The 20,283-nt window shown below is 59.2% G+C and carries 18 protein-coding genes; 12 read left to right on the forward strand and 6 right to left on the reverse strand.

The genetic code is table 11. The features are described 5' to 3' along the window. Positions 1-83: 83 nt before the first annotated feature. Together HKK55_RS02020 and HKK55_RS02025 are read right to left on the reverse strand one after the other, a co-directional pair. Positions 84-1,322 (reverse strand): transporter associated domain-containing protein, encoded by a 1,239-nt coding sequence (locus HKK55_RS02020; protein WP_169353129.1) that lies wholly within the window; start codon positions 1,320-1,322, stop codon positions 84-86. A gap of 12 nt (positions 1,323-1,334) precedes the next feature. Then, the gene (locus tag HKK55_RS02025) at positions 1,335-2,147 is read right to left on the reverse strand and encodes an inner membrane protein YpjD (protein ID WP_169353130.1); all 813 of its coding nucleotides are present in this window, start codon (positions 2,145-2,147) and stop codon (positions 1,335-1,337) included. A 219-nt stretch (positions 2,148-2,366) separates the two neighbouring features. Here HKK55_RS02025 and ffh point away from each other — a divergent pair, with 219 nt between their 5' ends. The 5 genes from ffh (at position 2,367) to rplS (ending at position 5,938) form a co-directional block, all read left to right on the forward strand. After that, positions 2,367-3,743, forward strand: coding sequence for a signal recognition particle protein (gene ffh / locus HKK55_RS02030; RefSeq protein ID WP_169353131.1), 1,377 nt, complete (start codon positions 2,367-2,369; stop codon positions 3,741-3,743). Between the two features lie 250 nt (positions 3,744-3,993). Continuing rightward, positions 3,994-4,245: a 30S ribosomal protein S16 gene (rpsP, locus tag HKK55_RS02035; protein WP_084377301.1), complete on the forward strand. Its 252-nt coding sequence runs from the start codon at positions 3,994-3,996 to the stop codon at positions 4,243-4,245. Positions 4,246-4,250: 5 nt separating this feature from the next. Continuing rightward, the gene (rimM, locus tag HKK55_RS02040) at positions 4,251-4,787 is read left to right on the forward strand and encodes a ribosome maturation factor RimM (protein WP_169353132.1); all 537 of its coding nucleotides are present in this window, start codon (positions 4,251-4,253) and stop codon (positions 4,785-4,787) included. Beyond that, positions 4,769-5,542, forward strand: a complete 774-nt coding sequence (trmD, locus tag HKK55_RS02045; protein WP_178128826.1) for a tRNA (guanosine(37)-N1)-methyltransferase TrmD — start codon at positions 4,769-4,771, stop codon at positions 5,540-5,542. The genes rimM and trmD overlap by 19 nt, the downstream gene beginning before the upstream one ends. A gap of 45 nt (positions 5,543-5,587) precedes the next feature. Then, complete coding sequence (gene rplS / locus HKK55_RS02050) at positions 5,588-5,938, forward strand: 50S ribosomal protein L19 (protein WP_063322826.1); 351 nt, start codon at positions 5,588-5,590, stop codon at positions 5,936-5,938. 63 nt (positions 5,939-6,001) lie between these two features. Here rplS and HKK55_RS02055 read toward each other — a convergent pair whose 3' ends face one another. Beyond that, positions 6,002-7,798, reverse strand: coding sequence for a sodium:proton antiporter (locus HKK55_RS02055; RefSeq protein ID WP_169353134.1), 1,797 nt, complete (start codon positions 7,796-7,798; stop codon positions 6,002-6,004). A 107-nt stretch (positions 7,799-7,905) separates the two neighbouring features. Here HKK55_RS02055 and xerD point away from each other — a divergent pair, with 107 nt between their 5' ends. The 6 genes from xerD to HKK55_RS02085 all read left to right on the forward strand — a co-directional run bounded on the left by xerD (position 7,906) and on the right by HKK55_RS02085 (position 17,594). Continuing rightward, the gene (xerD, locus tag HKK55_RS02060) at positions 7,906-8,802 is read left to right on the forward strand and encodes a site-specific tyrosine recombinase XerD (RefSeq protein WP_169353135.1); all 897 of its coding nucleotides are present in this window, start codon (positions 7,906-7,908) and stop codon (positions 8,800-8,802) included. 142 nt (positions 8,803-8,944) lie between these two features. Beyond that, positions 8,945-9,676: a thioredoxin fold domain-containing protein gene (locus HKK55_RS02065; protein WP_155581677.1), complete on the forward strand. Its 732-nt coding sequence runs from the start codon at positions 8,945-8,947 to the stop codon at positions 9,674-9,676. Positions 9,677-9,806: 130 nt separating this feature from the next. Further along, positions 9,807-11,111: a homoserine dehydrogenase gene (locus tag HKK55_RS02070; RefSeq protein WP_169353136.1), complete on the forward strand. Its 1,305-nt coding sequence runs from the start codon at positions 9,807-9,809 to the stop codon at positions 11,109-11,111. Positions 11,112-11,177: 66 nt separating this feature from the next. Beyond that, positions 11,178-12,587 (forward strand): threonine synthase, encoded by a 1,410-nt coding sequence (thrC, locus tag HKK55_RS02075; RefSeq protein WP_169353137.1) that lies wholly within the window; start codon positions 11,178-11,180, stop codon positions 12,585-12,587. A 129-nt stretch (positions 12,588-12,716) separates the two neighbouring features. Then, complete coding sequence (locus tag HKK55_RS02080) at positions 12,717-16,292, forward strand: transporter substrate-binding domain-containing protein (RefSeq protein ID WP_169353138.1); 3,576 nt, start codon at positions 12,717-12,719, stop codon at positions 16,290-16,292. A gap of 72 nt (positions 16,293-16,364) precedes the next feature. Beyond that, positions 16,365-17,594 carry an EAL domain-containing protein gene (locus HKK55_RS02085; protein WP_169353139.1) on the forward strand — a complete coding sequence of 410 codons (1,230 nt, stop codon included), beginning with the start codon at positions 16,365-16,367 and terminating at the stop codon, positions 17,592-17,594. On the opposite strand, the gene HKK55_RS02090 is transcribed toward HKK55_RS02085, so the two are convergent. Then, positions 17,591-18,253, reverse strand: a complete 663-nt coding sequence (locus HKK55_RS02090) for a response regulator transcription factor (protein ID WP_169353140.1) — start codon at positions 18,251-18,253, stop codon at positions 17,591-17,593. The two genes, HKK55_RS02085 and HKK55_RS02090, sit on opposite strands and share 4 nt — an antisense overlap. 168 nt (positions 18,254-18,421) lie before the next feature. Next, a complete protein-coding gene (locus HKK55_RS02095) occupies positions 18,422-18,622 on the reverse strand; it encodes a hypothetical protein (protein ID WP_169353141.1) in 201 nt (66 codons plus the stop codon). 310 nt (positions 18,623-18,932) lie between these two features. Between HKK55_RS02095 and HKK55_RS02100 the strand changes: the two genes are divergently transcribed. Next, a complete protein-coding gene (locus HKK55_RS02100; RefSeq protein ID WP_169353142.1) occupies positions 18,933-19,217 on the forward strand; it encodes a DUF3509 domain-containing protein in 285 nt (94 codons plus the stop codon). Between the two features lie 171 nt (positions 19,218-19,388). On the opposite strand, the gene HKK55_RS02105 is transcribed toward HKK55_RS02100, so the two are convergent. Next, positions 19,389-20,231: a TIGR02285 family protein gene (locus HKK55_RS02105; protein ID WP_237151310.1), complete on the reverse strand. Its 843-nt coding sequence runs from the start codon at positions 20,229-20,231 to the stop codon at positions 19,389-19,391. Positions 20,232-20,283: the final 52 nt, after the last annotated feature.

The following is a 20,283-nucleotide window of genomic DNA, read 5'->3' on the forward strand; positions in this document are numbered from 1 at the left end:
CAAGCGCAGCAAAGCTAATGTGGGAGCAGCTTGTGTGGGAGCAAGTCGAATCGTCGCACCGCCGCTCCCACATTGACCGTCGTTCAGGCCGCCACCGGCACGGTGCTGGTATGCCAGATCAGCACCTTGCTCACGCGGTTGTCTTCGGTCTCGACGATTTCCAGGCGATAGCGGCCAATCTTCAGGCACACCGCGCAATCGGGAATGGTCTCCAACGCTTCGGTCACCAAGCCGTTGAGGGTTTTCGGCCCGTCGCTGGGCAGGTGCCAGCCCAGGCTTTTGTTCAGCTCGCGGATCGAGGCTGCACCGTCGATCACGTAGCGGCCATCCAGTTGCGGCTCAATGTGCGGGTTATCCACACTGTGCTCGCTTTCGAATTCGCCGACGATTTCTTCGAGAATGTCTTCCAGGGTCACGATGCCCAGCACTTCGCCGTATTCGTCCACCACCATGCCCAGGCGTCGCTGCTGTTTATGGAAGTTCAGCAGTTGCAGTTGCAGGGGCGTGCTTTCGGGGACGAAGTAGGGTTCATGGCAGGCCACCAACAACGCGTCTTTGGTCAGGCTGGCGTCCGGCAGCAGGTGCTGGACCTGACGGGTATTGAGCACCGCTTCGACCTGATTGATGTCGCTGTGGAACACCGGCAGTCGGGTGCGTTTGGACGTGCGCAACTGCTCGATGATCTCTTCGATGGGGTCATCCAGGTTGATACCGTCCACTTCGCTGCGGGGCACCAGGATGTCATTGACGGTGATGTTGTCCAGGGCGTGGATGCCCGGCATGCCGGCTTCCCGGTCGTTGGGGGCTTCGGGTTCCGGTTCATCGTCGTGGTCCGGTTGTGGTTCGTCGCTTTTCTTGACGATACCGGCCTTGCGGGCAAACGGACGCAGCATTAACAGACTGATGCCGTTAAGTAACCAGGCCAGCGGATAAAGAATTTTCAGAGGTACGCCCAGCAGTGTATTACCAAACCCCAGCACCGCATGGGGATGGCGGGTGGCCAGGGTGCGGGGCAGGTAGTCGGCCAGCACCAGTAGCGCGGCGCAGGAGATCACCCAGCCGAGCCATGGGCCGTTTTCCGCCCAGGCATAGATCGCCAGCAAGGTGCAGAGGATCACCACCACGGCGCGGCACAAGGTGTTGCAGAGGATCAGGCTGTTGCGTGGGAAACTCAGGCGAGCGGCGGCCTTGTCGCTTTGACGAGTACCGGGGCGCAGGGCCAGCAAATGGTGCTGGGCGGCTTCGATGGCGGTAAACAGCGCCGACCACAAGATCAGCAAGGCGACTACCGCGAGCATCGGCCCCAGGGGCAAGTTGTCCATTATTACTGCCCGTCAGATATGCAGGATGAATTCGCGAACCAGCTTGCTGCCGAAATACGCCAGCATCAGCAGGCAGAAACCGGCCAGGGTCCAGCGGATCGCCTTGTGCCCACGCCAGCCCAGGCGGTTGCGGCCCCACAGCAGCACGCTGAACACCACCCAGGCCAGGCACGCCAGCAGGGTTTTGTGCACCAGGTGCTGGGCGAACAGGTTCTCGACGAACAGCCAGCCGGAGATCAGTGACAGCGACAGCAAGGTCCAGCCGGCCCAGAGGAAACCGAACAGCAGGCTTTCCATGGTTTGCAGCGGCGGGAAGTTCTTGATCAGTCCGGACGGGTGCTTGTGTTTGAGCTGGTGGTCCTGCAAGAGCAGCAACAAGGCTTGGAACACTGCAATGGTGAACATGCCATAGGCGAGGATCGACAGCAGGATGTGGGCCAGGATGCCTGGCTCTTCATCAATAACCTGCACCGTGCCTGATGGCGCGAATTGCGCCAGCAGCACGGTCAGCATCCCGAGGGGGAACAGCAACACCAGCAGGTTTTCCACCGGAATCCGCGAACAGGCCAGCAGGGTCAGGGCGATCACTGCCGCGGCAATCAGGCTGGCGGCGCTGAAAAAATCCAGGCCCAAGCCGACCGGCGTCATCAGATGAGTAAACAGGCTGGCAGCGTGGGCCAGCAGGGCGAGCACGCCAAGACTGACCAGCAGGCGCTTATCCGCCTTGGCGCATTGGGCCAGACGTGTGCCTTGGTAGATAGTCGCAGCGGCATACAAGATGGCGGCGGCGAGACTGGTGAGCAAACTGGGTGACAAAGGGAGCATAAATCCTGTTAAGCAAGCCCGAAAGCCGATGAGTTTGGCATACACCTGCGTTCCACGAAAGACCACCGGGCCAGACAGCGGGTGTGCATGTCGACAGTCTTCGCTATAATCCGCGACCTGCCCACGCCGCAGGCTCGCCGAGCGCTGTTTTTAATAGCGATTTACCACAGCCTGGGCCGCCATTACCTCGGTCTACCATAGGGCCTGAAAGGATCGCGCATGTTTGAAAACTTGACTGACCGTCTCTCGCAGACGCTGCGCCATGTCACCGGCAAGGCCAAGCTGAGCGAGGACAATATTAAAGACACCCTGCGTGAAGTGCGCATGGCGTTGCTGGAAGCCGACGTTGCCTTGCCTGTGGTCAAGGACTTCGTCAACTCGGTCAAGGAACGTGCGGTCGGCACCGAAGTGTCCCGCAGCCTGACCCCGGGCCAGGCCTTTGTGAAGATCGTCCAGGCCGAACTCGAAAGCCTGATGGGCGCAGCCAACGAAGACTTGAACCTCAGCGCCGTGCCTCCGGCCGTTGTGCTGATGGCCGGTTTGCAAGGTGCGGGTAAAACCACCACCGCAGGCAAGCTCGCGCGCTTCCTTAAAGAGCGCAAGAAAAAGTCCGTAATGGTGGTTTCTGCCGACGTTTACCGTCCGGCGGCCATCAAGCAGCTGGAAATGCTGGCGGGTGAAGTGGGTGTGACCTTCTTCCCGTCCGACCTGAGCCAGAAGCCGGTCGACATTGCCCAGGCAGCTATTAAAGAAGCAAAACTGAAATTCATCGACGTGGTGATCGTCGACACCGCTGGTCGCCTGCACATCGATGAAGAGATGATGGGCGAGATCAAGGCGTTGCATGCCGCGATCAACCCGGTCGAGACGCTGTTCGTGGTCGATGCCATGACCGGCCAGGATGCGGCCAATACCGCCAAGGCCTTTGGTGATGCGCTGCCGCTGACCGGCGTGATCCTGACCAAGGTCGACGGCGATGCCCGTGGTGGTGCCGCGCTGTCGGTGCGTGCTATCACCGGCAAGCCGATCAAGTTCATCGGTATGGGCGAGAAGAGCGACGCGCTCGAACCGTTCCACCCTGAGCGGATTGCCTCGCGGATTCTCGGCATGGGCGACGTGCTCAGCCTGATCGAACAGGCCGAAGCGACCCTTGATAAGGACAAGGCCGATAAACTGGCCAAGAAACTGAAGAAGGGCAAGGGCTTCGACCTCGAAGACTTCCGTGATCAGTTGCAACAGATGAAAAACATGGGCGGCCTCGGCGGCCTCATGGACAAGCTGCCGAACATGGGCGGTGTGAACCTGGCGCAAATGGGCAACGCCCAGGGTGCGGCAGAGAAGCAATTCAAGCAGATGGAAGCCATCATCAATTCCATGACCCCGGCCGAGCGCCGCGACCCTGAGATGATCAGCGGTTCGCGCAAACGTCGGATCGCCATGGGTTCCGGCACTCAGGTGCAGGACATCGGTCGCTTGATCAAGCAGCACAAGCAGATGCAGAAGATGATGAAGAAATTCTCCGCAAAAGGCGGAATGGCCAAAATGATGCGCGGCATGGGCGGTATGTTGCCCGGCGGCGGCATGCCAAAGATGTAAAGAATTCGAGCAGGAGCGTGCTCCTGCTCCGACCCACAGGGATGTGGGATCTCCAGCAAACCCGCACTTGGCGGGAGCTGACTGGCCGTTTTAACCGACGGCTCTATAGCAGATCTGAATGGCACGCAGGTAGGTGCCGGAAAAAGACATTTGCAAAAGTCCGGATATTCCTTAGAATATGCGGCCTTTCGGGCACCCATGCCCGCTGTGCATTTAGATTTGCAGCACCGACTACAGGAACGATGTTCACATGCTAACAATCCGTCTTGCCCTTGGCGGCTCCAAAAAGCGCCCGTTTTACCACTTGACCGTAACCGACAGCCGCAACCCGCGCGACGGTTCGCACAAGGAACAGGTTGGTTTCTTCAACCCTGTTGCTCGTGGTCAAGAAATTCGTCTGTCCGTGAACCAAGAGCGCGTAGCCTACTGGCTGAGCGTTGGTGCACAACCTTCTGAGCGTGTTGCTCAGTTGCTGAAGGACGCTGCTAAGGCTGCGGCCTGAGCAATATGAACGCGACGCCTGCTATTGCTGATGATTTGATCGTTATCGGCAAGATTTATTCTGTTCACGGCGTTCGCGGCGAAGTGAAGGTGTATTCCTTTACTGATCCGACTGAAAACCTGTTGCAGTACAAAACCTGGACGCTCAAGCGCGAAGGCTCTGTCAAACAGGTCGAGCTGGTCAGCGGACGCGGGAACGACAAGTTCCTGGTCGCAAAGCTCAAGGGTCTTGATGATCGTGAAGAGGCTCGTCTTCTGGCCGGTTATGAGATCTGCGTGCCGCGCAACCTGTTCCCTGAATTGACCGACGGCGAGTACTACTGGTACCAGCTGGAAGGTCTGAAGGTCATTGATCAACTCGGGCAATTGTTCGGGAAAATCGATCATCTTCTGGAAACCGGCGCCAATGATGTAATGGTGGTCAAGCCTTGCGCTGGCAGCCTGGATGATCGCGAACGCCTGTTGCCGTATACCGAGCAATGTGTGTTGGCCGTCGACCTGGCCGCGGGCGAGATGAAGGTGGAATGGGACGCGGACTTCTAAACGTGGCTAACCTGCGCGTAGAAGTGATCAGTTTGTTTCCCGAGATGTTTTCCGCCATCAGCGAGTACGGCATCACCAGTCGTGCGGTGAAACAGGGGCTCTTGCAGCTCACCTGTTGGAATCCGCGAGACTACACGACGGATCGACATCACACTGTGGACGATCGCCCATTTGGCGGTGGCCCGGGCATGGTGATGAAGATCAAGCCCCTGGAAGATGCTCTGGTTCAGGCCAAGGCAGCAGCCGGGGAGAAGGCGAAGGTAATTTACCTGTCCCCTCAAGGCCGTCAGCTGAATCAGTCGGCGGTACGCGAGTTGGCGAATCTGGAAGCATTAATCCTGATTGCCGGCCGCTATGAAGGCATTGACGAGCGTTTTATTGAAGCTCATGTCGATGAAGAGTGGTCGATTGGGGACTATGTCCTGTCTGGCGGCGAGCTGCCGGCGATGGTCCTGATAGATGCGGTTACACGACTGCTGCCCGGAGCTTTAGGGCATGCGGACTCCGCGGAGGAAGATTCCTTCACGGATGGTTTGCTGGATTGCCCGCACTACACCCGACCGGAGGTGTATGCGGATCAGCGTGTTCCCGACGTATTGCTTAGTGGCAATCACGCACACATCCGGCGTTGGCGTTTACAGCAGTCCCTCGGGCGGACCTATGAACGACGCGCCGATCTTCTGGAAAGCCGCTCGCTTTCTGGAGAAGAGAAGAAGCTGCTCGAGGAATACATCCTCGCGCGGGACGATAGTTAACAACGTATCGATGGTAGGTCCGATGACTTACCTTAGGAGCACAGCATGACTAACAAAATCATCCTTGCACTCGAAGCAGAGCAGATGACCAAAGAGATCCCTACCTTTGCCCCGGGCGACACTGTTGTCGTTCAGGTGAAAGTGAAGGAAGGCGACCGTTCGCGTCTGCAAGCGTTCGAAGGCGTGGTAATTGCCAAGCGTAACCGTGGTGTGAACAGTGCTTTCACTGTTCGTAAAATCTCCAACGGTGTTGGCGTAGAGCGTACTTTCCAGACCTACAGCCCGCAAATCGACAGCATGGCCGTTAAACGTCGCGGTGACGTACGTAAAGCCAAGCTGTACTACCTGCGTGACCTGTCCGGTAAAGCAGCTCGCATCAAGGAAAAACTGGCTTAAGTCCAGCTTCCCGATGCAGAAAAAAGCAGCCTACGGGCTGCTTTTTTGTTGCCCGGGATTTGTCTATTGCTCTGGCTGGATCACGGCCAGCAACGTCCATCCCGCCACCGGCTTCAAGCCGCTTTGCGGTGTCACCACATGCACCCAGCCACTGGTGTCCCGGGCAAACAGCAAGATTGCGCGCTCGCCGTGCAGTGCTTGATAGTCGTCCCAACCAAATCCGTCCGTCAGGTTAGTGCTGTAGAGCTCAGCCCCTTGCCCCAACAGGCTGGCCAGTTTGGTGTAGCTCAGCGGCTGGCTCCCCAGCAAATGTCCACGATGCTCATGGCTTGCCCGGTGCTTGTCGGTTCGTCGGCTTTCCTGACTGCTGGCCAGGGCAAACAGTCGCTGGCCAAACTCATGGCGAAAACGCATGGCGGCCAAGGTGTTCAATTCGCCTGACGGCGACAGTGCCAACAAGTGCCCCAAGCCCACCAGGTCCAGATGCGATTCGGCATGCTGCGACGCCGGGTTACCAAAATAGGTCGGCAAACCCTCCATCCGGCTGGCGCGGATATTCTCCCAGCTCGAATCGGTCAACAGCACCCGACAGCCCAACTGTTGCAAGGCTTTACCCAGTATGCGTGCCGGACCGTTGGCACCGACGATCAGAAAACCGCTGGGCGCCGGCTCCGCCACTTTCAATAGGCGAGCCAGTGGACGTGCCGTGGCACTCTGCAACACCACCGTGCCGATAATCACCGCAAAGGTCAGGGGCACCAGCAGCAGCGCACCTTCATGACCTGCTTCATCCAGGCGAATGGCGAAAATCGCTGACACCGCCGCCGCCACTATCCCTCGTGGTGCAATCCACGCCAGCAGTGCCCGTTCCCGCCAATTCAGGTTCGAGCCAAAGGTCGACAGGGCGACATTCAATGGCCGTGCAATAAACTGAATGATCAACAACAAGATCAGCACAAATGGCCCCAGGGCGATCAATGCGTTCAGGTCCAGCCGCGCCGCCAGCAGGATGAACAGCCCGGAGATCAGCAGGACACTGAGGTTCTCCTTGAAGTGCAGGATGTGTCGCACATCGACGCCCTTCATATTGGCCATCCACATGCCCATCAATGTCACCGCCAGCAGGCCGGATTCGTGCATCGCCTGGTTGGAGGCGATAAAGACCCCCAACACGCCCGCCAGGGTCGCCAGGTTGTGCAGGTATTCCGGCAGCCATTGCCGACGCATGATCTGCCCCAGTACCCAGCCGCCGGCAATGCCGAACAGGCTGCCACACACAATCACCCCGCCAAAGGTCAGCAGGCTGTGGCTCAAGCCGTCACCGGAGGCGCGGGCGATAATGAAGCTGTAGACCACCACCGCCAGCAATGCGCCGATCGGGTCGATGACAATGCCTTCCCAGCGCAGGATGTTGGCGATAGAGGCTTTGGGGCGTACGACACGCAGCATGGGCACGATCACCGTCGGCCCGGTCACCAGCGTCAGGGTGCCGAACAGCAGGGCCAGCATCCAATCGAAACCGAGTAGCCAATGGGTTGCGAGGGTGATCACGGCCCAGGTCGACAGCGCTCCGATCGTCACCAACCGGTGTACCACGCTGCCGATTTCCCGCCATTCCGACAGGTGCAGGGTCAGGCTGCCCTCAAACAGAATCAGCGCCACCGCGAGCGACACCAACGGCATCAGTAACGGGCCAAACATCTCTTGCGGGTTGAGCCAGCCCAGCACTGGCCCCACCAAAATCCCGGTCAGCAGCAGAAACAGGATCGCCGGCAGTTTCAGGCGCCAAGCCAACCACTGGCACCCCAGCGCGGCCACGCCGATACCGCCAAAAGCCAACAAAATCTGTTGTTCGTTCATTGAAGCTCCCTGTTCCTTGAAATAGCTGGCTATGAAAGACTAGTGACCTTCGTCACAGTTCACTATTAATTTGCGCAAAGCCCCGTGCCAGCGCTGCCCGAGTGCCCATGCCTGCCATCGATCACCCCCTGATAGACCGCTTCCTCGACGCCCTCTGGCTGGAAAAGGGCCTGTCGGACAACACCCGCCAGGCCTACCGCAGTGATTTGGCCCTGTTCAATGGTTGGCTGCAGGAGAAGAACCTGGAGCTGATCAATGCTGGTCGCGAACTGATCCTCGACCATCTGGCCTGGCGTCTGGAGCAAAACTACAAGCCGCGTTCCACGGCGCGTTTTCTCTCCGGCGTGCGTGGCTTCTATCGCTACTTGCTGCGGGAAAAACTGATCGCCGTCGACCCGACCCTGCAAGTCGACATGCCGCAACTGGGTAGGCCATTGCCTAAATCCCTGTCAGAAGCCGACGTTGAAGCCTTGCTGGCGGCGCCCGATCTGAGTGAAGCCATCGGCCAGCGTGACCGCGCCATGCTCGAAGTTCTGTATGCCTGCGGCCTGCGGGTTACGGAGCTGATCAGCCTGACCCTGGAGCAGGTCAATCTGCGCCAGGGCGTGTTGCGGGTGATGGGCAAGGGCAGCAAGGAGCGGCTGGTACCGATGGGGGAGGAAGCGATTGTCTGGGTCGAGCGCTACATGCGCGATGCCCGTAGCGAACTGCTGGGCGGGCGTCCCAGCGACGTACTGTTCCCCAGCCTGCGGGGTGAGCAAATGACCCGCCAGACCTTCTGGCACCGCATCAAGCACCAGGCCAAGGTCGCCGGGATCGGCAAGTCGCTGTCGCCCCATACGCTGCGTCATGCCTTTGCCACCCATTTGCTCAACCACGGTGCGGATTTACGGGTGGTGCAAATGCTGTTGGGCCACAGTGACCTGTCCACCACCCAGATCTACACCCATGTGGCACGGGCACGCTTGCAGGATATGCATGCCAAGCACCATCCGCGTGGTTGAAAAAGCGCCAATTTACCTACCACAGTCGGCCCTCCCGCCCAACTGTGGTAGGCTTTGCCGGTTCGCAAAGGGGACGGCCCCAACCCGTGTTTTCAGACCGGTGTTCTTGCCCCCGTCCCTGCATCTGCCTTCAGGAGTTCCCATGCGCTTGACCCAGATTTTTGCCGCCGCAGCTATTGCGTTGGTCTCAACCTTTGCCGTTGCCGATGATGCCGCCGAGAAGGCTATTCGCCAGAGCCTGCAAAACCTCAAGCTTGATACCCCGGTGGAAAGCATCAGCGCCAGCCCGATGGCCGGCCTGTACGAAGTCAAGCTCAAGGGCAGCCGCGTGCTGTATGCCAGTGCCGATGGCCAGTACATCGTTCAGGGCTACCTGTTCCAACTCAAAGACGGCAAGCCGGTCAACCTGACCGAGAAAGCCGAACGCTTGGGCGTGTCCAAGCTGATCAACGGTATCCCGGTGGCCGAAACCGTGGTGTACCCGGCGATTGGTGAAACCAAGACCCACATCACCGTATTCACCGACACCACCTGCCCGTACTGCCACAAGCTTCACGCCGAAGTGCCTGAGCTGAACAAAATGGGCGTTGAAGTGCGCTATGTGGCATTCCCGCGCCAAGGCCTGGGTTCGCCGGGTGATGAGCAGTTGCAAGCGGTCTGGTGCTCGACTGACAAGAAAGCGGCCATGGACAAGATGGTCGACGGTAAGGAAATCAAGGCTGCCAAGTGTGCCAACCCGGTTTCCAAACAGTTCGCCCTTGGTCAGTCCATCGGTGTGAACGGCACGCCGGCCATCGTCTTGGCCGACGGTCAGGTCATCCCGGGCTACCAGCCTGCACCACAAGTTGCCAAACTGGCGCTGGGTGCCAAATAAACAGTATCGTCGAGCCTTTGACGATCATGGCGCGACGACAATGGTCGGCGCGTCATTAATAGAGAGCCGCAGTTGTGCGGCTGTTTTCCACGGCCGACCTTGAGTCGGCCGTTTCATGGGGAGTTCTTCAGTGAAACCGGTCAAAGTAGGCATCTGTGGGTTAGGGACCGTCGGTGGCGGCACCTTCAACGTACTTCAGCGTAACGCCGAGGAAATTTCCCGCCGTGCAGGGCGTGGGATTGAAGTGGCTCAAATTGCCACGCGTACGCCAAAGCCTCAGTTCCAAACGACCGGTATTGCGATTACCAACGATGTCTTTGAAGTTGCCACCAACCCTGAAATCGATATTGTTATCGAGCTGGTGGGCGGCTACACCGTGGCCCGCGAACTGGTACTCAAGGCCATCGAAAACGGCAAACACGTGGTCACCGCCAACAAGGCTTTGATCGCCGTACACGGTAACGAAATCTTCGCCAAGGCCCGGGAGAAGGGCGTGATCGTCGCTTTCGAAGCGGCTGTTGCCGGTGGTATCCCGGTGATCAAGGCGATTCGTGAAGGCTTGTCCGCCAACCGCATCAACTGGGTGGCCGGCATCATCAACGGCACCGGTAACTTCATCCTCACCGAAATGCGCGAGAAGGGCCGTACGTTCGAAGACGTGCTGGCCGAAGCCCAGGCCCTGGGTTACGCCGAAGCCGATCCGACCTTCGACGTCGAAGGCATCGACGCGGCCCACAAACTGACCATCCTGGCTTCCATCGCCTTTGGTATCCCGCTGCAGTTCGACAAGGCCTACACCGAAGGCATCACCAAGCTGACCACCGCCGATGTGAATTACGCCGAAGCGCTGGGCTACCGCATCAAGCACCTGGGCGTGGCGCGCAGCACCGCCGCCGGTATCGAGTTGCGTGTACACCCGACGCTGATCCCGGCCGACCGCCTGATCGCTAATGTGAATGGCGTGATGAACGCAGTGATGGTCAACGGCGACGCCGCCGGTTCGACCCTGTTCTACGGCGCTGGCGCCGGCATGGAACCGACCGCCTCGTCCGTGATCGCCGACCTGGTGGACGTGGTTCGCGCCATGACCAGCGACCCGGAGAACCGCGTACCGCACCTGGCGTTCCAGCCGGATTCGTTGTCGGCCCACCCGATCCTGCCGATCGAAGCCTGCGAAAGCTCCTACTACCTGCGAATCCAGGCCAAGGATCATCCGGGCGTGTTGGCCCAGGTCGCCAGCATCTTGTCGGAGCGCGGCATCAACATTGAATCGATCATGCAGAAGGAAGTCGAAGAACACGACGGTCTGGTGCCTATGATCCTGCTGACCCATCGTGTGCTGGAACAGCACATGAACGATGCCATTACTGCGCTGGAAGCCCTTCAGGGCGTGGTTGGTCCGGTGGTGCGGATTCGCGTCGAACACCTGAACTAACCGATTTTTCCAGGGGCCCCGTGTGTTCGGCGGCCTCTGTTCGAGAATGTTTTAGAGGAGCCAGTCATGCGTTACATCAGCACCCGCGGCCAGGCACCGGCCCTGAATTTCGAAGATGTCCTGTTGGCAGGCCTCGCCACTGACGGCGGCCTGTACGTGCCGGAAAACCTGCCACGTTTCACCCAGGAAGAAATTGCCTCCTGGGCCGGTTTGCCATACCACGAGCTGGCGTTCCGGGTCATGCGCCCGTTTGTCACCGGCAGCATTCCGGATGCAGATTTCAAGAAAATCCTCGAAGAGACCTACGGCGTGTTTTCCCACAACGCCATCGCACCGTTGCGTCAGTTGAACGGCAATGAATGGGTTCTGGAACTGTTCCACGGCCCGACTCTGGCGTTCAAGGATTTCGCCCTGCAATTGCTGGGTCGTCTGCTGGACTACGTGTTGGAGAAGCGCGGAGAGCGCGTGGTGATCATCGGTGCCACCTCCGGTGATACCGGCTCGGCGGCCATCGAAGGCTGCAAGCATTGCGAAAACGTCGACATCTTCATCCTGCACCCGCACAACCGCGTGTCAGAAGTGCAGCGTCGGCAGATGACCACTCTCTTCGGCGAGAACATCCATAACATCGCCGTCGAAGGCAACTTCGATGACTGCCAGGAAATGGTCAAGGCCAGCTTCGCTGACCAAAGCTTCCTCAAAGGCACCCGCCTGGTAGCGGTGAACTCGATCAACTGGGCGCGGATCATGGCCCAGATCGTCTACTACTTCCACGCCTCCCTGCAACTGGGCGGCCCGGCGCGTTCGGTGTCGTTCTCGGTGCCGACCGGTAACTTCGGCGATATCTTCGCCGGTTACCTGGCGCGCAATATGGGCCTGCCGATCAACCAATTGATCGTCGCCACCAACCGCAATGACATCCTGCACCGCTTCATGAGCGGCAACCAGTACGTCAAGGAAACCCTGCACGCCACGCTGTCGCCGTCCATGGACATCATGGTTTCGTCGAACTTCGAACGCTTGTTGTTCGACATGCACGGTCGCAACGGCGCGGCACTCGCCGACCTGATGGAGAGTTTCAAGCAAGGTGGCGGTTTCAGCGTCGAGCAAGAGCGCTGGACCGAAACCCGCAAGCTGTTCGACTCCCTGGCCGTGGATGACGCGCAAACCTGCGAAACCATCGCCGAAGTCTACGCCCAGACCGGCGAGCTGCTGGACCCGCACACCGCCATCGGCGTCAAGGCCGCACGTGAATGCCGCCGCAGTCTGGACATCCCGATGGTGATCCTCGGCACCGCCCATCCGGTCAAATTCCCGGAAGCGGTGGAAAAGGCCGGTGTCGGCAAAGCCCTGGAGCTGCCGCCGCACTTGGCGGACCTGTTCGAGCGCGAAGAGCGTTGCACGGTCCTGGCCAATGATCTGAAAGCGGTACAGGCTTTCGTCAGCCAGCACGGCAATCGCGGCAAGCCGCTCTGACCTCAAGGCTTTACAGCGTTGTACAAGCCCGTCCTCGTGACGGGCTTTTTCTTTTTAGCGAGCCATACTCGCTAAGGCCCTCTTTGCGAGGGCACAGTTGGCAAAATAACAACCAAGGAAACCGACACGGTGTGGTTATCGACCCGATGGCGTTTGTGGCTAATGTGCGTGCTATGGCTCTGTCACGCGCCCTCAAGCCTGGCTGCCGTCAGCCTGCCTTTCAAGTTGGTGCCGGCGTTTATCCCGCTGGCATCCATGCCCCTGGCACCCGCCGAACAGCAGTGGTTGGCGGCCCACCGAACGCTGAAAGTGGGGATCTCCATTGATGACTATCAGCCGATTGATATCACCCGCGACCGTAATCGCTACCAAGGCATCAGCGCCGACTACCTAAGCCTGGTGGGTGCGCGCCTGGGCGTGTCGATGCAAGTGCTGGGCTTCGCCGAGCGGGCGCAGGCAGTGGAAGCCCTGCGTGCCGGGGCCATCGATATTCTCACCAGTGCCAATGGCTACGAGCGCGATGTGCCTGGGTTGGCGTTTACCCGGGATTACATGCCGGACCGTTCGGTGGTGGTTGTGCGGCGGGACGACGACACGCAAAACGAGGACCTGAATGACAAGAAAGTGGTATTGCTGGAGGGCTACGCCAACGTCAACAACGTGCACGCGGCGTACCCCGACAGCCATATCATGCTGGCCCCCAACCTCTACAGTGGCCTGGAAGCCCTGAAGCAGGGCGATGCCGATGCCTTTATCGGCAATGAAGTGATTGTGCGAGCCTACAAATCCCTGCGCCCTTATCTGGGTTTGCAGATCAGGGTGGAGAGCAGGCTGGCGCCGATTGGTTTTGCTTTTGCCACGCGCCAGGCCGATCCGCTATTGGGCACGATGATGGATCGCGCGCTGTCGACTATCGATGAGTCGGTGCAGCGGGAAATCCTCGCACGCTGGACCACCGGTCTGGGCGTCGGTCTTGCCGGTGAGCGCATAGAGTTATCGGCGTCGGAGCAGGCGTGGCTACTCCGGCATCCCCACGTGGTGGTGTCGACCCAGCAACTGTCGCCTTACGTATTCAAGGACAAGAACGGTGTGTGGGTTGGTCTGAATGTCGATGTGCTTAATCGCATCTCGCGGATGACCGGCTTGCAGTTCGTCTTCGAGGAAGTATTTTCCACTGCGCAGACCCTGGAGTTGCTGGAGGCGGGCAGGGCGGACATGAACACCACGCTGGTCGAGAGTCAGGAACGCAAGGGATTCCTCAATTTCAGCCATGGTTTTGGCGGTTCCGGCTGGGTGTTTGTCGAGCGTGTCGAGGCGCCGCCGGTGACAAGCTTGAGCGAGCTTTCCGGTAAGGTGCTGGCGCTGCCGGCACGGCATGTCCTGGAAAGTTATATCCGTCGTGAGCACCCCACTATCAAGCTGCGGCTGGTGGACAACTACGCCCAGGCGCGTGAGCTGGTGATGCGCGGCGATGCGGCCGCGACCGTACAAAGTGAAGTGGAAGTGCAGAGCTACCCGACCGATGAGTTGCGCATCGGTCGTAGCGTCGACGGCAAATGGTCGGCCAACAGTCTGTCGGTGCGCAAGGACCAGCCTGAGCTGCTGAGTATTCTGAACAAGGCCCTGGAAGCGTTGCCGGTGGCTGAGTTGAGCACCTTGCGTTTGCGCTGGTTGGGGGCAGTGGCAATTCCAATGCCGGTCTGGCAACGCGTGCCGCCTTGGGCTTACTGGATGGTCGCCACGGCCATCTTGTTCGTATTGGTATCTCTGGTCTGGAACAGCCGGCTCAAGCGCCAGATCCGCCAGCGTCTGGCGGCTGAACAGCGGCTTAACGATCAGTTGGCATTCAAGCGTGCCTTGCTCGATGGCATGCCTAATCCGGTGTTTGTTCGCGACTTGGCCGGCCGCCTGGTGACGTGCAACAAAAGCTATGAGCAACAATTGGCCACCCGACTTGAACTGATCCAGGGCCTGACCCTGATGGAAAGCGGCCTGTTACCCGAAGCTACCGCGGCACGCCTGCACGCAGGCCACATGGAGCAATTGGCCAAGCATCAGTCATTGTTTGTTGATCGGGAGTTGGAGTTCAACGGTGGAACCTTCCATGTCTACCAGTGGACGGTGCCGTTCTTCGACGCCCAAGGCCAGCTGCAAGGTTTACTTGGAGGCTGGATCGATATCAACGAGCGCAAGGTTCTGGAAACTCAGTTGATGGACGCGCGCCAGGCCGCCGATGAGGCGAACTTTGCAAAAAGTGCCTTCCTCTCGACCCTCAGTCATGAGATTCGTACGCCGATGACCGCCATCATCGGTTTGCTGGAGTTGGAACAGGAACGCGCGACGGCCTCAGGCAAACCAGTGTCCGAAGCGCTGCGAGTGGCCCATCGCTCGGCGCGGGAGCTGATCGCGTTGATGGGCGACAGCCTGGATCTGGCCAAGATCGAAGCGGGCCATTTGCAATTGGCCCCACAGACCACCGACCTGAAAAGTTTTTTCGAAGGTATTCAGCGGCTGTTTGAAGCGACAGCACAGAAAAATGGCCTGCACCTGACCTTGGCCTTCGACCCGCAGGCGCAAGGGCATTATTGGTTCGACCCGCTGCGTCTGCGCCAGGTCATGCACAACCTGCTGGGCAATGCACTCAAGTTCACGGAGCAGGGAGAGGTCCGTGTCAGCGTCGCATCCAAGGTGGATGAGGCGGGTACCGAATACTTGCACCTGTGCGTTGAGGACAGCGGCCCGGGGATCGGTGTCGAACAACAGGCCCGTGTGTTCAAACCGTTTATCCAGGTCAGTCCGCTGACGGCTGCCGAACACGGTGGGACGGGCCTGGGTTTGAGCATCTGTCAGCAATTGGTGGAGCTGATGGGTGGGGAAATTACCTTGCACAGTCTTCTGGGCGAAGGCACGACGGTATGCGTTGATCTGCACCTGGACCGGGTCAGCAGTGACGACGTGCCCGCCGCCGTCTCGCCGCAACCTGCCGGCCGAGTGTTGTCGGTGTTGATTGTCGATGATCTGCCGGCCAACCGCCTGGTGCTGGCACAGCAATTACAGTTCCTCGGTCATCAGGTGGTGTCCCTCAATACCGCTGAGGCAGCCCTGCAGCGTTGGCGTGTCGAGGCATTCGACCTGCTGGTGACCGACTGCCAGATGCCGGGGATGTCGGGTTATGCCTTGAGCCAGGCCATTCGCGAGATCGAGGCCCAGGAGCAACGCCCGCGTTGTGCGCTGGTGGGGTGCACGGCCAATGCTTTTGATGACGAACGCCTGCGCTGTCGGGAGGCCGGTATGGACGAACTGCTGGTCAAGCCCGTTACCCTGGAGCAATGGGCCCAGGTGCTGGCCCGTGTGGTACCCCCGCGCTCCTTTGATATCCACACCCTGCGTACCATGACCCAGGCCGAGGGGCCAGTCCTGCAGCGGATGTTGCAGGAGTTGGCGAAGAGTCTTGAGCACGAACACAGCGCACTCTCCGGCGCCATGGACGATCAGGACTTGGCGCGGCTGGCGGCCTCCTTGCATCGCCTCAAGGGTATTTGTTGCCTGGTGGATGCGCTGCCGCTGGCCAAGGCCTGCGTGGCGCTAGATGTCAGTGTGCGTGAGCGGCGCAGCGGTGAATTACCGGCGCAATGGCTGGCTTTGTCCGGCGCATTGGCGCAGTTGCGACGAGATATTGAGCCCTATCTGATTACGGCTAAATAGGACTCGTCCTATGGGGTATGGACCATGTTTTGACTAGTGTGGGCGACCTTGCTCGCGCCCACAGGGTTTCCCATGCGTTCACTCAAAGTCCTGATCCTTGAAGATAACCCGTTCCAACTGATGGCCCTGCACCAGATGCTCAACGCCAACGGCGTGTTCAATGTGCTTACGGCGGAAAGTGTCGAAGCGGCCCGCCAATCACTGGCCAGCAAGGGGCCGGTGGATATCGCCATCTGCGATCTGTACCTGGAGCAGGGTGACGGCCTGGAGTTGATCCGTGAGTTGGCCGAACACCGGCAGGCTCAGGTGTTGATTCTGTTGAGCAATGCCGAGCCCGACGTACTGGAGGGCGTGGCGAATATGGCGCGTCAAGCCGGGCTCAACGTGTTGGGGTGCTTGCCCAAGCCGGCGTCGGCGACGCTGATCGGGCAATTGCTCGCCGCGTGCCAGCAACGCTTGCGGCCAGGTCCACCAGTCATGTCCTGGGAACGGGTACGCCAGTTGCTGGGGACGAACGAGGTCGAGGCGCAGCCAGGACCGTCAGGGGCCTGCCATGCAGCCATCGCACGCTGCGCCAGTACGTGGTTCCAACCCATTGTCAGCCAGACAGGAGAGCTGCAAGGTGTGGAGGCGTTGGCTCGGTGGCAGCACCCTGAACGAGGTCTGTTGTTGCCCGACGAGTTTTTATCCGTGCTGGAGTTTGCCGGGTTGGAAGAGGCCTTCACCTGGCATGTGCTGGAAGAGGCGCTGGGAATCGCCGCCCAAGTGCTACAGGATTCGGGCAAGGTATTGCCTGTGTCGGTCAACATTCCCGGGCGAGTGCTTGAACACGGACACTTTCCCCAAGCCTTGCAGGCCTTGTTGCAACGCTTCGCGATCCCGGCCCACAGCCTCACTCTGGAACTGGTCGAAACTTCCCGCTTGAAGACCGACAGCACCCATGTCACCGGTTTACTGCGCCTGCGTATGATCGGCTGCAAGTTGTCTATCGGCGATTTCGGTGTCGGAGGTACCAGCTTGCAGCGTTTGCTGGAGTTGCCGTTCACCGAGTTGAAAATTCCGCCAGCCTTTGCCTGCGGGATGGCCGACGACGAGCGCAAGGCAGCGGTCGTTGCCGGAGCCATGAGCATGGCGGGGCACTTGGGCGTGGGCGTCGTGGTGACCGGCATTGAAACTGCGGCTGACCGTGAAGCGGTTTGCGCACTGGGCACAGCCTGGTTGCAAGGCTGTTTCATCGCTCGGCCCATGAGTGCTCAGGCGCTGCGGCAGTGGATTGCGCAATGCCCGGAGTTTGCGGCTTAGGCCAAGCCGTGTTCCTGCCCATAGATGAACAGTGCGGCATCACTGGAAAGACCGAGCTTGCGCATGGCGCTGACTTTTTGCGTGCTGACAGTCTGCTTGCTGCGATTGAGGTTTGCCGCGATTTCGCCCACCGTCATCCCGGCGGCCAGCAGGCGGATCACTTCCAGCTCACGGGGTGACAGTTGCTCCTGGGAGTGCAGGCGATCAGGGCCCACTTCGCCAGCCAGGCTCAGCGCCTGACGAATGGTGTGGGCCACGTAGCGACGCTGTAGCCGCACTTGCCGGACCGCCTCGGGCAGTTCGTCGGCCAGGCTGGCCTTGCTGAGCAAGCCCATGACCCCAAGCTCCAGAATGGAATGAAAAAGCCCTGCGTTGTTGAGCATCGTCACGACTACGATGGGCAGGGTCGGGTAATTCCGGCGCAGTTGCTCAATCAGACGCAGGCCATCAGCCTGGGGCTCGGCGGGCATCATGAAGTCGGTGACCAGCACATCGCAGGCACAGTGTTGCAGCAACTCGGTGAGGGCCTGGGGCGAACTGGCTTCGCCAACGATGCTCACCCGTTCATCACGCTCCAGCAGCGCCCGCAAGCCGATCAGGAAAATCGGATGGTCGTCGGCGAGGACGATGCGCAATGGCTTTTCAGACGCGGTTTTCAAAGCGGGCTCCCAGGACAATTCCGGGATTCTAGCCTGTTAATGGAGAAGATGGCCTGAAGGTATGCCCCCACGAAGCTCAAAAAAACGCCGCATTCCCTTCCAGGGGCTGCGGCGTTTTTTCTTTCTGATAGGCCTTGACCGGTGTTTGGGGGGCACCCGGGTCTTCGGTTATGTAAGCAATTTGATCAGCAGCGCGGTGGCGGTGGAAATCGTGGCCACTACGGCTAATGCGATGCCCATGGGGTACCAGAAAGTTTCACAGGTTATCTTGCTTACTTCTGCGTTGTATTTACGTTGCTCCGCTACCAGCTTTTTTATTTCTACGTGAACCTTCTCCAGTTCAGCCTGCTCTTTAGTGTGTTCCAGCATGGGGTTCATCCTTCGGGTTGGGCCTTGTGACATGCGCTTCTACCTGTCTGGTGGGGTGAGGTGCGCTTAATGAGTATAGGTCTGGCCAGTAACGTCATTGGCTGCTGCATCACCAGATTCCAGGCCAATGAGTAAGCAGTTATGTGCAGTCGTTTTTTCGTTGTCATGTTGCAAGTGCATGCTGGTCGAAGTCACTCCCCGACAGACCCAAAAGACGAAAAGGCGAACTTTCCTACGCAAAAAGTAGTCACTTGAGTTAGATACATCTGCCGTTTACACGACTGTTTTCGAACTATTGAAGGTGATCGAGATGGAAAGTATCAGCCTAATGCTCGGTGAAGCACTGAGCCCTTATCAGGTTACGCTGACCCCCTCGGACGCGCAGGGCGAATGCCTGGTGACGGTAAAGAGCCCAAGTGGTGCCATCGTTGTCGAACGTGAAGTCGATCAGGCCCAACTGACCGATAAACGCACCTTGGTGGATGTGGTGGATTGTTTGCACCGCGACCTTATGATTGCCGAAGGTCGACTGGAACCTTCGGTGATTGCGGCGTTGCGCAATGCGGCCCTGACCCGCTCCCCAGCCTGTACATGAAGATTTATTTTTGTTTGGAACCTTCCTACACCAAGGCGAGTCAGATTTTGTAACAACGGGATCAAGCATTGTGCTCCGGTGCTTGTGGCCTGTTGTTACTGGTCTTTGTAGGCCATGTTTAACCCCGAGTTGTTTCCCCACTGCTCGGGGTTTCTTTTTGCCCGCGATTTGTCATTGATCCGGGGCGTCCTGAAAAAACTGCGGGTTGTCATTCAAGTAGTGCGTTCGCAGTACTGGGTCGAGCCATGAGGCGTAGGACTGCAACAGGCTGTCCTGAGGGATGCGGCGCAGCACCTGGTTGATGCGGGCCATGGCATTACGACCATGGGGCGTGTCAGAGCAGCCGATATGGATGCGCTGGTAAGGCATGCTCCCGGTGATCGGATAGAAGATCAGGTCATGGGGATCGATATTCTGCTGCAGGGCCTGGTAGCGGACCTCCGGCCAATACCCCAAGACCACCTCCAGTCGTCCCCGTTGCTGCATCTGCAACAGGCTGCCGATGGCGTCATTGCCGTAGTGTGCTGTCAGCTTGTGAGGGTTGGCCTGTTGCAGCCGCTCATCAATGACGGGACCGTAGCTGCGTTCGGCGATGATCCCGAGCCGCGCCTCCTGAGCCTCTAGAAACGCTGCCAGATCAAACTGTCCATCGACGATGAATGGTGCCAGCGCCTCCTGCTGGCTCTGACGGATCGTCACCCCATTGGCCACCACCGCGAATGCGGGCGTGGAAAACACAATCGACTTTGCCCGTGCCGGCGTCCACAGCAGGGACGGGTCGCAGGTGAAGGAGGGCGCCTGGAGCATTTGTAGGCCGCGGGCGCGATTGACGTGCAGGATCTGGTGCCGGTATTCCGGCAGGCGCTCGATGAGTATCGGCAACAGTTGATCTACAGCACCCCGGCCCTTTTGCGGGCCTTCGAGAATCGTCATCGGCGGCAGGTCACGGACCAGCCAGGTCAAGGTTTCTTCGGCCTGGCCCGAGAGCGGTAGGGCACCGAGCAGCGAGGTCATGAAACACAGCCGAATGAGTCGGCGTTTGAAGCAACAGGCCATTGTCTTGAGT

This window comes from Pseudomonas sp. ADAK18 (assembly GCF_012935695.1).
Classification (GTDB): Bacteria; Pseudomonadota; Gammaproteobacteria; order Pseudomonadales; family Pseudomonadaceae; genus Aquipseudomonas.